Here is a 15,404-nt window from a genome sequence, read left to right on the forward strand (position 1 = left end):
GTGCTCAGGCCGGTTCCACCCACAGGTCGAGCTGGAGGTCCGGCTCCTGTCCGGCGATGCGGTACTTCGAGAAGTCGGTGACGCCCTCGGCGGCGAGCACCTCGTCGTCGAGGAAGAAGTTCCCGGTGGTCTCCCGGCTCGGCTTGGTCAGGATCGCGTACGCGGCGTCGGCCATGATCTCCGGCGTGCGCGAGCGGTTGGCCAGCTCCGCGCCGACCACGTTGCGGATGGCCGCGGTGTCGATGGTGGTGCGCGGCCACAGCGAGTTCGCCGCGATGCCGTCCGCCCGCAGCTCCGCGGCCAGCCCGACGGTCACCAGGCTCATGCTGTACTTCGCGATGCTGTAGGCCAGGTGCCCGGCCTCGAACCACTTCGGGTCCAGGCTGATCGGCGGGGACAGGGTGAGCACGTGGGGGTTCTCCGCCCGGCGCAGGTGCGGGATCGCCAGCTTCGACAGCAGGAACGAGCCGCGTGCGTTGACGTCCTGCATCAGGTCGTAGCGCTTCATGCTGATCGGCTCGGTCGGCGTCAGGTCGATGGCGCTGGCGTTGTTCACCACGATGTCGATGCCGCCGAAGCGCGCCACCGCCTGCTCGACCGCGGCGGCCACCGACTCGTCGTCGCGGATGTCGCCGGCGATCGGCAGCGCCTGCCCGCCCGCCGCCTCGATCGCCTCGGCGGCGGTGTGGATGGTGCCGGGCAGCTTCGGGTGCGGTTCGGCGGTCTTCGCGATCAGCGCCACGTTCGCGCCGTCGGCCGCCGCGCGCAGCGCGATCGCCTCACCGATGCCCCGGCTGCCGCCGGACATGACGATGGTCTTCCCGGACAGAGACACGGTCACCCCTCTCAGTGTGACTCAGTAGGACTTCGGCAGGCCGAGCGAGTGCTGCCCGACGAAGTTGAGCACCATTTCCCGGCTCACCGGCGCGATCCGCCCCAGCCGGACCGCGGCCAGCAGCGTGCCCAGCCCGTACTCCGAGGCCAGCCCGTTGCCGCCGTGGGTCTGCACGGCCTGGTCGACCGCGCGGATGGCGACCTCGGCCCCGGCGTACTTGGCCATGTTCGCGGCCTCCCCGGCACCGAAGTCGTCGCCGGCGTCGTAGAGCGCGGCGGCTTTCTGCGTCATCAGCTTCGCCAGCTCCAGCTCGATCTTGACCTGGGCGAGCGGGTGGGCCAGGCCCTGGTGGGCGCCGATCGGCGTGCCCCACACCTGGCGTTCCTTGGCGTAGGCCACGCCCTTGTCCAGTGCGTACCGGGCGATGCCGAGCGAAAACGACGCACCCATGATGCGTTCGGGGTTGAGCCCGGCGAACAGCTGCGCGATCGCCGCGTCCTCCGAGCCGACCAGCGCCGACGCCGGCAGCTTCACGTCGTCCATGAACAACCCGAACTGCTTGTCCGCGGAGACCAGGTCCATCTCGATCTCGCGGTACTCGAAGCCGGGGGTGTCCGTGGGCACGATGAACAACGCGGGCTTGAGCTTGCCGGTCCTGGCGTCCTCGGTGCGGCCGACCACCAGCACCGCGTCGGCCTCGTCGACCCCGGAGATGTAGACCTTGCGGCCGTTGAGCACCCAGCCTCCCCCGCCAGCGGCCCGCTGCGCGGTGGTGGTGATCCGGTGCGAGTTGGACCCGGCGTCGGGTTCGGTGATGGCGAAGGCCATCCGCACCTGACCGGTGGCGAACCCGGGCAGCCATTGCTCCTTCTGCTCCTCGGTGCCGTACCGCGCGATCACCGTGGCGCAGATCGCCGGGGACACCACCATCAGCAGCAGCGGGGTGCCGGTGGCGCACAGTTCCTCGCAGACCGCGGCGAGGTCGCCGATGCCCGCGCCGCCGCCGCCGAACTCCTCCGGCACCGACACGCCGAGGTAACCGAGCCGCCCGGCCTCGTCCCACAGCTCCTTGGTCTTGCCACCCGAGCGCGCCTTGCCGAGGTAGTACTCGTGGCCGTAGCTCTTGCCCAGTTCGCGGACCGCCTTGCGCAGGGCGATCCGCTCTTCCGGTTCGGTGAAGTTCATCGTCATCCCGGCTCCTCCTCCTGCACCACCGCGAGCACGGTGCCCAGTTCGACCTGCTGTCCGACCTCGACGGGCAGTTCGGCGACCACCCCGGCCGCCGGGGCGGTGATCTTGTGCTCCATCTTCATCGCCTCCAGCCAGAGCAGCGGTGCCCCGGCCTCGACGCGCTCCCCCGCGCCGACCGCGATCCGCACCACGTTGCCGGGCATCGGCGCGACCAGCGAACCCGCGGCCAGCGCCGCCGACGGATCGGCGAAGCGCGGCACCGCCTCCAGCACCACCGGCCCGAGCGCGGAATCCACGTGCACGCGGTCGCCGTAGCGGGCGACCTCGAAGCTCCGGCGCACGCCCCCGAGGTCGAGCACCACCCGATCCGGTCGCGCGGACACCAGTTCGGCACCCGGGTGTTCCTCGGCCCGCAGCCCGGCGCGGCCGAGCACGTACCGCACGTCGAACTCGGCACCACCCGAAGCGAACCGCTTGTGCTGCGGGGCCGAGCGCACGTTGCGCCAGCCACCGGGCAACCGGCCCTGCACGGTCGCGGCCCGGCGGTTCCCGGCGGCTCCCGCCAGGGCCGCTGCCAGTGCGGCGATCCGGGTGGTCTCGGCGTCGGCGAGCGGCCGGGACAGCGTGTCCAGGCCGTGGGTGGCGAAGAAGGCCGTATCGGTGTCACCGGCCAGGAAAGCCGGGTGCCGCAACACGTTCACCAGCAGGTCGCGGTTGGTCCGGACGCCGTGGATGCGGGTACCCGCCAGCGCGGTGGCCAGCCGCCGCGCCGCCGAAGCGCGGTCGGGGCCCCAGGCGATCACCTTGGCCAGCATCGGGTCGTAGTGCACGCCGACCACCGAGCCAGCGGCCACCCCGGAATCCAGCCGCAGCCCGAAACCGGCCGGGACGCGGAACTGCGCGTCCACCCCCGGCACGGCGAACCGGTGCAGCGTGCCGCTCTGCGGCTGCCAGTCCGCCGCCGGGTCCTCGGCGTACAGGCGGACCTCGATGGCGTGCCCGGTCCACCGCGGGGGATCGGCGGGCAGCCGGTCGCCCTCGGCGATCCGGAGCTGGCGGGCGACCAGGTCCTCGCCGGTGACGCATTCGGTGACCGGGTGCTCCACCTGCAGCCGGGTGTTCATCTCCAGGAAGTAGAACCGGCCGCCGGGACCGGCGAGGAACTCGACCGTGCCCGCGCCGACGTAGCCGATCGCCTTGGCCGCCTTGCGGGCCGCTTCGAACAGCTCCTCGCGCATGGCCGCGCCGACCATCGGCGACGGCGCCTCCTCGACCACCTTCTGGTGCCGCCGCTGGATGGAGCACTCCCGCTCGCCCAGCGCCCACACCGTGCCGTGGCCGTCCGCGAGCACCTGCACCTCGATGTGCCGCCCGGTTTCCAGGTAGCGCTCGCAGAACACCGTCGGGTCACCGAAGGCCGAAGCGGCTTCGGCACGGGCGCTTTCCACCGCGGCGGCCAGCTCACCCGGCGCGCGCACCACCCGCATCCCGCGCCCGCCACCACCGGCGGACGCCTTGACCAGCAACGGGAAATCGGCCTCGGTCACCTCTTCGGGATCGAGTTCGGCGAGCACCGGCACCCCGGCCGCGGCCATCAGCCGCTTCGACTCGACCTTCGAGCCCATCGTCTCGATGGCCTCCGGCGGCGGCCCCACCCAGGTCAACCCGGCGTCGAGCACGGCGCGGGCGAAGGCGGCGTTCTCCGACAGGAAGCCGTAGCCGGGGTGGACCGCGTCGGCCCCGGCACGGGTGGCGGCCTCGATCAGCAGGTCGGCACGCAGGTAGGTGTCCGACGGCGCGTTGCCGGGCAGGCGCACCGCGGCGTCGGCCTCGGCGGTGTGCGGGGCGTCCGCGTCGGCGTCGGAGAACACCGCGACCGTGCCGATACCGGCGTCACGGCAGCTGCGGAACACCCGGCGGGCGATCTCCCCGCGGTTGGCGACAAGCAGGTTCTCGATCATCTCTCACATCCGGAAGACGCCGAAGCCACCGGCGCCGCTGATCGGTCCATTGTGGATCGCCGACAGGCTGAGCCCGAGCACCGTGCGGGTGTCCCGTGGATCGATGATGCCGTCGTCGTAGAGCATGCCGGAGAGGAACATCGGCAGCGACTCCGCCTCGATCTGCCCCTCCACCATGGCGCGCATGGCGGCGTCGTGCTCCTCGTTGTACTCCTGGCCCCGGCTCGCCGCGGCCTGGCGCGCCACGATGGAGAGCACCCCGGCCAGCTGCGCCGGGCCCATCACCGCGGACTTCGCGCTCGGCCAGGCGAACAGGAAGCGCGGGTCGTAGGCCCGTCCGCACATGCCGTAGTGCCCGGCGCCGTAGGAAGCGCCCATCAGCACCGACAGGTGCGGCACGCGCGAGTTCGACACCGCGTTGATCATCATCGCGCCGTGCTTGATGATGCCGCCCTGCTCGTACTCCTTGCCCACCATGTACCCGGTGGTGTTGTGCAGGAACAGCAGCGGGGTGTCGCGCTGGTTGGCCAGCTGGATGAACTGCGCGGCCTTCTGCGACTCCTCGGAGAACAGCACCCCGCGCGCGTTGGCCAGGATGCCCACCGGGTACCCGTGCACGCCCGCCCAGCCGGTGACCAGGCTCGAGCCGTAGAGCGGTTTGAACTCGTCGAAGTCCGAGCCGTCGACCACCCTGGCGATCACCTCGCGCGGGTCGAACGGCACCTTCAGGTCGGCGGGCACGATGCCGAGCAGGTCCTCGGGGTCGTGCACCGGCTCGGCGTAGTCCGGTTCCGGCGGCGGGCCCTGCTTGCGCCAGTTGAGCCGGCGCACGATGCGCCGCCCGATCCGGATCGCGTCCGGCTCGTCCTCGGCCAGGTAGTCGGCCAGCCCCGAGGTGCGCGCGTGCATCTCGGCGCCGCCGAGCGATTCGTCGTCGGACTCCTCGCCGGTGGCCATCTTCACCAGCGGGGGCCCGCCGAGGAAGACCTTGGCGCGTTCCTTGACCATCACCACGTGGTCGGACATGCCGGGCAGGTAGGCCCCGCCGGCGGTGGAGTTGCCGAAGACCAGCGCCACGGTGGGCACCCCGGCCGCCGAGGACCGGGTCAGGTCGCGGAAGATCCGCCCGCCGGGGATGAAGATCTCCTTCTGCGCCGGCAGGTCCGCGCCGCCGGATTCGACCAGGTTGATCGTGGGCAGCCGGTTCTGCGCGGCGATGTCGGCGGCGCGGTAGGTCTTCTTGGCCGTCCACGGATTGCTCGCGCCGCCCTTGACCGTGGGATCGCTGGCGCAGACCAGGCACTCCACGCCCTCGACCACGCCGATGCCGGTGACCACGCTGGCGCCGACCTGGTAGTCCGACCCCCAGGCGGCCAGCGGCGACAGCTCCAGGAACGCCGAGTCCTCGTCGAGCAGCAGCTCGATCCGTTCCCTGGCCAGCAGCTTGCCGCGCTTGCGGTGGCGCTCGACGTACTTCTGCCCGCCCCCGGCCACGGCCTTGGCCTGCTCGGCTTCGAGTTCGGCGAGCTTGGCCAGCATGGCTTCGCGGTTCGCGGCGAAGTCCGCGCCCCGCTTGTCCACTGTGGACCTCAGTGTGGTCATGCGGTGTATCCCAATCGTTTCGCGGCCAGCCCGGCGAGGATTTCGTTGGTGCCACCGCCGATGCCGAGGATGCGGACGTCGCGGTAGTGGCGCTCGACCTCGGTCCCGCTCAGGTAGCCGAGGCCGCCGTGCAGCTGCACGGCTTCGTTGACCACCCACTCGGCGGTTTCGACGGCGGTGTTCTTGGCGAAGCAGGCTTCGGCGATCACCTCTTCCCCGGCGACGTGCCGCACCCCGACGTGCCGGGTGTAGGTCCTGGCCACGTCGATCCTGCGCGCCATCTCGGCCAGCTTGTGCTGGACCAGCTGCCGTGAGATCAGCGGGCGGCCGAAGGTCTCCCGCAGCCGGCACCAGTCCAGGGTCAGCTCCAGCGCCCGCTGCGCGTGCGCGTAACCCTGCACGGCCAGCGACAGCCGCTCGGCGACGAACTGGGTGGCCACCTGCGCGAACCCGGAGTTCTCCGGCCCCACCAGGTTCGCCACCGGCACGCGTGCATCCACATAGGACAGTTCGGCGGTGTCCGAGCAGTGCCAGCCCATCTTGGCCAGCTTGCGGCCGACGGTGAACCCCGGCGTGCCGCGTTCGACCACCAGCAGGGACAGCCCGTGCGCGCCCTCCCCGCCGGTGCGCACGACCGTGGTGACGAAGTCGGCGCGGCACCCGGAGGTGATGAACGTCTTGGCCCCGTTGACGATGTAGTGCCCACCGTCCCGGCGCGCGGTGGTGCGGATGCCGGCCACGTCGGACCCGCCGTCCGGCTCGGTGACCGCGAGCGCGCCGATCAGCTCGCCGGCCAGGGTGGGCCGCACCCACTTCGCCAGCTGCGCCTCGTCCCCGGCGGCGGCGAGGTGCGGCACCGCGATGCCGCAGGTGAACAACGAGGCGACCAGCCCGCCCGAACCACCGGCGTAGTGGATTTCCTCGGCGACGGTCATGGCGTCGAGGAAATCCCCGCCACCACCACCGGCCTTCTCCTCGAAGGCGACCCCGAGCAGCCCCAGCGCACCCGCTTTGCGGTGCAGCTCACGCGGCAGCTCGCCGTCGCGCTCCCAATCGTCGAGATGGGGCAGCACTTCGGCCTTCATGAAGCCGCGCACCGTTTCTCGCAGCGCGTTGCGCTCCGGTGTGGCGAACGGATCGCTCACGACAACACCTCCGGGATCTCGGCGTACCGGCCGCGCAGCCACTCGCCGAGCGCCTTGGCCTGTGGATCGAACCTGGCCTGCGAAGCGACCCCCTGGCCGAGGATGCCGGTCACCACGAAGTTGACCGCTCGCAGGTTGGGCAGCATATGGCGGCGCACCGGCAGTTTCGCGGTCTCCGGCAGCAGCCGCTGGAATTCGGCCACGGTCAGCGTGTGCGCGAGCCAGCGCCAGCCCTCGTCGGTGGTGGCCCAGACCCCGACGTTCGCGTCACCGCCCTTGTCCCCGCTGCGCGCACCGAGCACGGTGCCCAGCGGAGCCCACCGGGAAGGCTCGCCGGGCAGCGGTTGCGGCAATGCCGGGTCGGGGACGTCGGCCAGTTCCCGCGTCTCGGCCGCGGGAGCCACGTCGATCCGGGCGTCACCGGTGACCGCCACGTGCGGCACCTCGGCAGCATCCACATAGGACGCCCGGTAGACGCCGTACGGGGTGGCGTCCGACGGCGGTGCGGTGACGTGGAAACCGGGGTAGCTGGCCAGCGCCAGCTCGATCGCCGCCTGGCTGAACGCCCGGCCCGCCACCTTCGGGTCGGCATCGGTGACGGCCACGTGCAGCAGCGCGCTCGCGGTCTGCTCGGTGTCGGCGTCCGGCCGGTCCGTGCGGGCGAGCGTCCAGCGCATCCGCTCCGGCGGCTTCTCCTGCAGCGCCTCGGTGAGCTGCCCGCGCACCAGCGCCGCCTTCTGCTCGATGTCGAGTCCGGTGAGCACGAAGGTGGTTTCGTTGCGGAAGCCGCCGAGCGCGTTGAGGCAGACCTTCAGCGCCGGCGGCGGTGGCTCGCCGGTCACCCCGCTGATCCGGACGCGGTCGGGGCCCTCCTGGGTCAGGCTCAGGGTGTCGAACCGGGTGGTCACGTCGGGACCGGCGTAGCGCGCGCCGGTGATCTCGTACAGCAGCTGCGCGGTGACCGTGCCGGTGGTGACCACCCCGCCGGTGCCCTCGTGCTTGGTGATCACGCTGCTGCCGTCGGCGTGGACCTCGGCGATCGGGAAACCGGGGTGGCCGATCTCGTGCTCGGTGAAGAAGGCGTAGTTGCCGCCGGTGGCCTGCGCCCCGCATTCGATCACGTGCCCGGCGGCCACCGCACCGGCCAGCCGGTCGTAGTCGTCGCGTGCCCAGCCGAAGTGCGCGGCGGCCGGGCCGACCACCAGCGAGGCGTCGGTGACCCGCCCGGTGACCACCACGTCGGCACCCGCGTTCAGGCATTCGACGATGCCCCACGCACCGAGGTAGGCGTTGGCGGTCAGCGGATCCCCGAACCCGAGTTCCCCGGCGCGGTGCCGCAGGTCGTCCCCCTCGACGTGGGCGATCGAAACGTCCACACCGGACTTCGCGGCCAGCTCGCGCAGCGCGGCGGCGAGCCCGGCCGGGTTCAGCCCGCCCGCGTTGGTCACCACCTTCACACCGCGTTCCCTGGCCAGCGCCAGGTTTTCCGCCATCTGCCGCAGGAACGTCTTGGCGTACCCGCGATCGGGGTCCTTGAGCAGGTCGCGGCCGAGGATGAGCATGGTCAGCTCGGCCAGGTAGTCGCCGGTCAGCACGTCCAGCGGGCCACCGGTGAGCATCTCGTGCACCGCGGCGAAGCGGTCGCCGTAGAAGCCGGAGGCGTTCCCGATCCGGATCACCTGAACTGCCCTTCCGCGCGCCCGGACCCGGGTGGCCCGGCGAAGGCCTGAGCCAGGCCGAGCCAGGTGCGTGCCTGCTCACCCTCGGCCCGCAGGTCGGTGTCGCCCGGGTGCCGCCGCTGGGTGACCACCAGGCAGAAGCCGAGCGCGCTGCCGGTGACCCGCTCCGCCGCGTCCTCCGGGCCCCACGCCCAGGTCGAGCCGTCCGGCGCGGTCAGCTCCACGCGGAACTCCTCCCCCGGCGGGGTGCGTGAGTTGATCGTGTAGGCGAAGTCCCTGGTCCGGACGCCGAACCGGGCGATGTGCCACAGCCGGGCCGACGGCTCGCGCCGCACGCCGAGCGCGTCGAAGACGTCCTGCGCGTGGGCCCAGGTCTCCATCAGCCGGGCGGTGACCATCGACGCCGCGCTCATCGGCGGGCCGTACCACGGCACCTTCTGCCCGCTGGGCACCTCGGCCAGCGCCAGGGCGAGCTCTTCGCGGGCCCGGCGCCAGCGCGCGAGCAGTTCCCCCGGCGGGGCCCCGGCTCCCGCTTCGGCGCCCTCGTCGACGTCCCGGCCGCCGGAGGCGAACGCCTTCTCCACCTCGGCGGCGAACCGCTCCGGGGTCCGCACGGCGATGAGCGCCTTGTCGTCGGTCCAGGCCAGGTGGGCGATCTGGTGTGCGACGGTCCAGCCTTCGGCCGGGGTCGGCCGCGCCCAGTCCGCCGGGGGCAGCGCCGCCACCAGTTCGTCCAGCTCCCCGCTTTCGGCCGCGAGATCCCGCAGGATCGCGCCCACATCCGCCACGGCGGCACCTCCTCGCACAACGGCTCGTGCCGCCGAGCGTGGCACCGGGAGAAGAAAAAATCAAGCGTGCATGATTGTTTTGCGAGCGGCCCCGGTCTCGCCCCGTTCGTCGGCGTTCACCACGGCCTGCCCGGCCCCGGAGAACTCGGCGTTCGCCTGGGCGACCTCACTTACCCGACTTGTTGACATGTTGCCAGTAAGCTGCGGACCGCTTACCGTCGTCGCACGCGGAGCAAAGGAGCGCCTGTGTCCACCGGGTACACCGACATCACCTACGAAGTCGCCGACGGCATCGCGACGATCACGCTGAACCGGCCCGGAGCCCGCAACGGCTACACCATCCGCATGGCCGACGAACTCGGCGACGCCTTCGACCGGGCCGATCACGACGAGCGGGTCCGCGTGGTGGTGCTGACCGGCGCCGGGGACGACTTCTCCGTCGGCGCCGACCTGTCGCAGGGCGGTTTCGACTTCGACGCCGAGAAGGGCCCCGACCCGGCCTGGCAGGAACCGGCGGGCCGCTGCTCCAAGCGGATCTTCACGATGAACAAGCCGGTGATCGCGGCGATCCGCGGCGCGGCCATCGGCGGCGGGGTGACCATCACGCTCTCCGCCGACTACCGGCTCGCTTCGACCGACGCCCGGTTCGGCTTCGTCTTCGTGCGGCGCGGCATCTACCCCGAAGGCGCGTCGGCGTGGTTCCTGCCCCGGCTGGTCGGCCTGGGCACCGCGATGGACTGGATGATCAGCGGACGCGTGTTCGGCGCCGAGGAAGCCCACCGGGCCGGCCTGGTGCAACGCCTGCACGAGCCGGAAGAACTGCTGGACAAGGCCCGCGAACTGGCCCGCGAACTGATCCGGACCACCGCACCGGTCTCGGTGGCGGTGACCCGGCAGCTGCTCTACCGGATGTCCGCCCTGGATTCACCGTTCCCGGTGCACGAGGTGGATTCACGGCTGATCGGCGGGCTGCCGGCCAATCCGGACGCGGTCGAGGGCGTGCTGTCGTTCCTGCAGAAGCGCCCGCCGGAATTCAAGCTCCGCGTGCCGGGCGACCTGCCCGGTCACCTGCCCTGGCTGGAGGACCAGTGACCGACTACCCACCCGAACCCTGGCACCTGGCCGGTCAGGCGTACGCCACCACCTGGCGGGTGCCCGCGGCCGGACTGCCCGCGCTGCCCGGCGGGCTGGAGCCGCTGGTGCTGGCCGGCCGCGCGACGGTGATCACCGCGTGGCTGGACTACCAGCCGCCCGGTCAGCTCTCCTACCGCGAACTGCTGGCCACCGTCGCGGTCCGCAACGGCACCCGCGCCACCGGCTCGATCACCGGCATCTGGGTCGACAGCGAGGTCTCCCTGGCCGGTGGGCGCGGGCTGTGGGGCATTCCGAAGGACCTCGCCGGCTTCGACTTCACCCACGGCCGCACGTTCACCGCGTCGGCGAGCCTGAGCCAGGGCTGGATCGCCACCGCCGCCTTCACCCGGCGCGCCGGGCTGCCGTTCGCGCCGCCGGCCGCGTTCAGCATCGCCCAGGAACTCGCCGGTGCGCTGAAGTGCACGCCGGTGCGCGCGACCGCCCGCCCGCACCTGGCGTCGGCGAACTGGAACCTCAACCCGGAGGGCCCGCTCGGCTTCCTGGCCGGCCGCCGCCCCGGCCCGAGCGTGCACCTGGCCGACTTCCGCCTCACGTTCGGCGAGTGAACCACCGGGCCGGGTGAGCCGGCCCGCTCCACCGGGTCCCGCCCCGGCACCGCGCGGTGCCGGGGCGTCACGCTGCGTGCTGACGCCCGCCCGGAGCGACCCGGCGCGGCGGGTGGTTGCACAACGGTCAAAACCGCCCTGAGCAGCGGTCGAGCGACTCCCCCTAACCTGCCTGGGGGAGGCCGGAGTTCAGCATCCGGAACCCCGCGACACGCCACCCGTTGGGGCATGTGCGCGCCCGCACCCCTACATGTAGTCTCTGGGCACCGAGAGCGCGCCAGTGACGGGAGACCACTGGTACGGCGACTCGGTCAGACCTGCACGACCACGAGCGCACCGCCTTTCGAGACGGTGTGGCGACCCGACGCGCCTTTTTGGAGCCCCGCATGTCACTGGACATCACCGAGACAGACCCGCGAACACCGTCGGTCACGGACCAGACCGCCACCGTGCGCGTCATCCGCCGTGACGGCAGCGTGTCGCCGTTCGACGCGAACAAGATCTCGGTGGCGATGACCAAGGCGTTCCTCGCCGTCGAAGGTGACGACGCCGCCGCGTCCTCGCGCCTCCACCACCTGGTCGCCGAGCTGACCGAGCAGGTCGAGCAGTCGCTGCTGCGCCACGCCGGGCCCGAGACCTCCCTGCACATCGAGCAGATCCAGGACCAGGTCGAGCTGATCCTGATGCGCGGCGAGCACCACAAGGTCGCCCGCGCCTACGTGCTCTACCGCGACGAGCGCGCCAAGGCCCGCGCCGCCGCCGAGGCCGCCGCTCCGGCCCGCGACGAGAACGTCGTGCACGTCAAGGGCACCGACGGGGTCCTGCGCTCGCTGGACTGGGACCGCGTCGCGCACGTGGTCGGCGAGGCCGTGGCCGGGCTCTCCGACGTCAGCAGCGAGCCGGTGCTGGCCGAGACCAGGCGCAACCTCTACGACGGCATCTCCGCCGACGAGCTGGCGCTGGCCCAGATCATGGCCGCCCGCACCCTGGTCGAGCAGGAGCCGAACTACTCCTACGTCAGCGCCCGCCTGCTGGCCGACAAGCTGCGGGCCGAGGCGCTGAGCTACCTGGCCGGGCGCCCGCGCCAGGCCAGCCAGGACGAGATGGCCGGGATCTACCCAGGTTACTTCCGCGACTACCTGCGCCGCGCGATCGAGCTGGAGCTGGTCGACGGCGAGCTGGCCACGTTCGACCTGGACCGGATCACCGCCGCGATCAAGCCCGAGCGCGACCTCGACTTCGGCTTCCTCGGCCTGCAGACCCTCTACGACCGCTACTTCCAGCACCACGACGGCACCCGGTTCGAGCTGCCGCAGGCGTTCTTCATGCGCGTGGCGATGGGCCTGGCCGTGCGCGAGAGCGACCGGGAAGCCCGGGCCATCGAGTTCTACGAGCTGCTGTCCTCGTTCCACTTCATGGCTTCGACGCCGACCCTGTTCAACTCCGGCACCACCCGCCCGCAGCTGTCCTCCTGCTTCCTCACCACGGTGGACGACGACCTGGACTCGATCTTCCAGGCGTACAAGAACAACGCGCTGCTGGCGAAGTACTCGGGCGGGCTGGGCAACGACTGGACCCCGGTCCGCGGCCTCGGCGCGCACATCAAGGGCACCAACGGGCAGTCGCAGGGCGTGGTCCCGTTCCTCAAGATCGCCAACGACACCGCGGTCGCGGTGAACCAGGGCGGCAAGCGCAAGGGCGCGGCCTGCGCCTACCTCGAGACCTGGCACGTGGACATCGAGGAGTTCCTCGACCTGCGCAAGAACACCGGTGACGACCGCCGCCGCACCCACGACATGAACACCGCGAACTGGGTGCCCGACGAGTTCCTCCGCCGGGTGGAGGCGAACGCGGGCTGGACCCTGTTCTCCCCCAACGAGGTGCCGGACCTGCACGACCTCTACGGCAACGCCTTCGCCGAGCGCTACCGCGAGTACGAGGCCGCCGCCGAGCGCGGGGAGATCAAGGTCTTCCGCAAGGTCCGCGCGGTGGACCTGTGGCGCCGCATGCTGACCATGCTCTTCGAGACCGGGCACCCGTGGATCACCTTCAAGGACCCGTGCAACCTGCGCTCGCCGCAGCAGCACACCGGCGTGGTGCACTCGTCGAACCTGTGCACCGAGATCACCCTGAACACCAGCGCCGACGAGGTCGCCGTCTGCAACCTCGGCTCGGTCAACCTGCTCAAGCACGTCGGCCCGGACGGGCTGGACACCCAGCGGCTCGAGAAGACCGTGCGCACCGCGGTGCGGATGCTCGACAACGTCATCGACATCAACTTCTACACCATTCCCGAGGCCCGCCGGTCCAACCTGCGCCACCGCCCGATCGGGCTGGGCCTGATGGGCTTCCAGGACGCGCTGTTCGAGCTGGGCCTGCCGCTGTCGTCCGAGGCCGCGGTCGAGTTCGCCGACCGGAGCATGGAGCACATCAGCTACTACGCCATCTCGGCGTCGACGGACCTGGCCGCCGAGCGCGGGCAGTACCAGACCTTCGAGGGCTCGCTGTGGAGCAAGGGCATCCTGCCGATCGACTCGCTGCAGCTGCTGATCAGCGCCCGCCGCGGGGACGCGCTCGACGTCGACACCTCCACCACGCTGGACTGGGAGCCGCTGCGCCAGCGCGTGCGCACGGTCGGCATGCGCAACTCCAACGTGATGGCGATCGCGCCGACCGCGACGATCTCCAACATCTGCGGGGTCGGGCAGTCGATCGAGCCGCTGTTCCAGAACCTGTTCGTCAAGTCGAACATGTCCGGTGACTTCACCGTGGTCAACCCGCACCTGGTGCGCTCGCTCAAGGAGCGTGGCCTGTGGGACGAGGTGATGGTCTCGGACCTGAAGTACTTCGACGGCAGCCTCGGCCAGATCGACCGCGTGCCGGACGACCTCAAGGCGCTCTACGCCACCGCGTTCGAGGTGGAGAGCAAGTGGCTGGTCGACGCGGCTTCGCGGCGGCAGAAGTGGATCGACCAGGCGCAGTCGCTGAACCTCTACATCGCCGCGCCGAGCGGGCGCAAGCTCGACGAGCTCTACCGCTACGCCTGGCACAAGGGCCTCAAGACCACGTACTACCTGCGGGCGCAGTCCGCGACGCACGTGGAGAAGAGCACCCTGCGCGGCACCGACGGCAAGCTGAACGCGGTTTCGGCGACCCCGGCCCCGGCCGCTTCGCCCGCCCCGGCACCCTCGCCCGCCCCGGCACCCTCGCCCGCCCCGGCACCCTCGCCGTCGCCGTCGCCGTCGGCTTCGGCGGCCGTGCCGGCGGTGCCGCCGGCCCAGCCCCAGGAACTGCCCAAGGTCACCGACGTCGACTTCGCCGCCACCGAAGGCGCCGCCTGCCGGATCGACGACCCCGACTGCGAAGCCTGCCAGTAAGGAACATCGAGCATGACGAACACCGAAATCCCGCTCACCGACGCCACCGGCCTCGGTGAGATCGAGCGGGGCGCCGAGCGGATCAGCGTGGACGACAAGCGCATGATCAACGCCCGCGCCGACGTGAACCAGCTGCTCCCGCTGAAGTACCGCTGGGCGTGGGAGAAGTACCTGGCCGGCTGCAACAACCACTGGATGCCGACCGAGGTCGCCATGCAGGCCGACATCGCGCTGTGGAAGTCGCCGGACGGCCTCACCGAGGACGAGCGGCAGATGCTCAAGCGGAACCTGGGCTTCTTCGCCACCGCGGAGTCGCTGGTGGCGAACAACATCGTGCTCGCGGTGTACCGGCAGATCACCAATCCCGAGTGCCGCCAGTACCTGCTGCGCCAGGCGTTCGAGGAGGCCGTGCACACGCACACCTTCCAGTACATCTGCGAAAGCCTCGGCCTGGTCGAGGGCGAGCTGTTCAACATGTACCGCGAGGTGCCGTCGATCTCCGACAAGGACGCGTGGGCGCTGAAGTACACGCAGAACCTGGAGAACCCGGACTTCGAGACCGGGACCCCGGAGGCCGACCAGGCGTTCCTGCGTGACCTGGTGGCGTTCTACGTGATCTTCGAGGGCATGTGGTTCTACACCGGCTTCGCGCAGATCCTGTCGCTGGGCCGCCGGAACAAGATGGTCGGCATCGCCGAGCAGTACCAGTACATCCTGCGCGACGAGTCGATCCACCTGAACTTCGGCATCGACTGCATCAACCAGATCAAGATCGAGAACCCGCACCTGTGGACCGAACAGTTCCAGGCCGAGGTGCGGGGCATGCTGGTGGAGGCGTGCGAGCTGGAGGTCGCCTACGCCCGCGACACCATGCCGCGCGGCATGCTGGGGCTCTCGGCGCAGCTGTGCGAGCAGTACATGCACTTCATCACCGACCGCCGCGCCCAGCAGATCGGCCTGGCCCCGATCTACGGCGAGAACGAGAACCCGTTCCCGTGGATGTCGGAGGCGATGGACCTGAAGAAGGAGAAGAACTTCTTCGAGACCCGCGTCATCGAGTACCAGAGCGGCGGCGCCCTCGACTGGGACTGATCCCCCGGCGTCGAACTCGGCCACGTCACGGGAT

11 protein-coding genes are annotated in these 15,404 nt (G+C 71.0%); 4 read left to right on the forward strand and 7 right to left on the reverse strand.

Annotated features, from left to right (window positions below; translation table 11 throughout):
• Positions 1 to 4: 4 nt before the first annotated feature.
• The 7 genes from AC07EG_RS08055 to AC07EG_RS08085 are packed head-to-tail and all read right to left on the reverse strand — an operon-like array spanning position 5 to position 9,201.
• Positions 5 to 841 (reverse strand): SDR family oxidoreductase, encoded by an 837-nt coding sequence (locus tag AC07EG_RS08055; protein ID WP_478252294.1) that lies wholly within the window; start codon positions 839 to 841, stop codon positions 5 to 7.
• Positions 842 to 856: 15 nt separating this feature from the next.
• Positions 857 to 2,020 carry an acyl-CoA dehydrogenase family protein gene (locus AC07EG_RS08060; RefSeq protein WP_478252613.1) on the reverse strand — a complete coding sequence of 388 codons (1,164 nt, stop codon included), beginning with the start codon at positions 2,018 to 2,020 and terminating at the stop codon, positions 857 to 859.
• 2 nt (positions 2,021 to 2,022) lie between these two features.
• The gene (locus AC07EG_RS08065; RefSeq protein WP_478252295.1) at positions 2,023 to 3,987 is read right to left on the reverse strand and encodes an acetyl/propionyl/methylcrotonyl-CoA carboxylase subunit alpha; all 1,965 of its coding nucleotides are present in this window, start codon (positions 3,985 to 3,987) and stop codon (positions 2,023 to 2,025) included.
• 3 nt (positions 3,988 to 3,990) lie between these two features.
• Positions 3,991 to 5,589, reverse strand: a complete 1,599-nt coding sequence (locus AC07EG_RS08070) for an acyl-CoA carboxylase subunit beta (protein WP_478252296.1) — start codon at positions 5,587 to 5,589, stop codon at positions 3,991 to 3,993.
• Positions 5,586 to 6,734, reverse strand: coding sequence for an acyl-CoA dehydrogenase family protein (locus AC07EG_RS08075; protein WP_478252297.1), 1,149 nt, complete (start codon positions 6,732 to 6,734; stop codon positions 5,586 to 5,588). The genes AC07EG_RS08070 and AC07EG_RS08075 overlap by 4 nt, the downstream gene beginning before the upstream one ends.
• On the reverse strand, positions 6,731 to 8,413 hold the full coding sequence (locus AC07EG_RS08080; RefSeq protein WP_478252298.1) for an acyclic terpene utilization AtuA family protein: 1,683 nt from the start codon (positions 8,411 to 8,413) through the stop codon (positions 6,731 to 6,733). The genes AC07EG_RS08075 and AC07EG_RS08080 overlap by 4 nt, the downstream gene beginning before the upstream one ends.
• Entirely contained in the window at positions 8,410 to 9,201 is a 792-nt protein-coding gene (locus AC07EG_RS08085; protein WP_478252299.1) for a TIGR03084 family metal-binding protein, read from the reverse strand. Before AC07EG_RS08085 ends, AC07EG_RS08080 begins: the two co-directional genes overlap by 4 nt.
• A gap of 246 nt (positions 9,202 to 9,447) precedes the next feature.
• On the opposite strand from AC07EG_RS08085, the gene AC07EG_RS08090 reads away from it, so the two are divergent.
• From AC07EG_RS08090 to AC07EG_RS08105, 4 genes are all read left to right on the forward strand, one after another.
• Positions 9,448 to 10,293 (forward strand): enoyl-CoA hydratase-related protein, encoded by an 846-nt coding sequence (locus tag AC07EG_RS08090; RefSeq protein ID WP_478252300.1) that lies wholly within the window; start codon positions 9,448 to 9,450, stop codon positions 10,291 to 10,293.
• Positions 10,290 to 10,901 carry an acetoacetate decarboxylase family protein gene (locus tag AC07EG_RS08095; RefSeq protein WP_478252301.1) on the forward strand — a complete coding sequence of 204 codons (612 nt, stop codon included), beginning with the start codon at positions 10,290 to 10,292 and terminating at the stop codon, positions 10,899 to 10,901. Before AC07EG_RS08090 ends, AC07EG_RS08095 begins: the two co-directional genes overlap by 4 nt.
• A gap of 386 nt (positions 10,902 to 11,287) precedes the next feature.
• Positions 11,288 to 14,278, forward strand: coding sequence for a ribonucleoside-diphosphate reductase subunit alpha (locus AC07EG_RS08100; protein WP_478252302.1), 2,991 nt, complete (start codon positions 11,288 to 11,290; stop codon positions 14,276 to 14,278).
• 12 nt (positions 14,279 to 14,290) lie between these two features.
• Entirely contained in the window at positions 14,291 to 15,370 is a 1,080-nt protein-coding gene (locus tag AC07EG_RS08105; RefSeq protein WP_478252303.1) for a ribonucleotide-diphosphate reductase subunit beta, read from the forward strand.
• Positions 15,371 to 15,404: the final 34 nt, after the last annotated feature.

The sequence above is a fragment of the Amycolatopsis sp. NPDC045836 genome, from assembly GCF_056431745.1.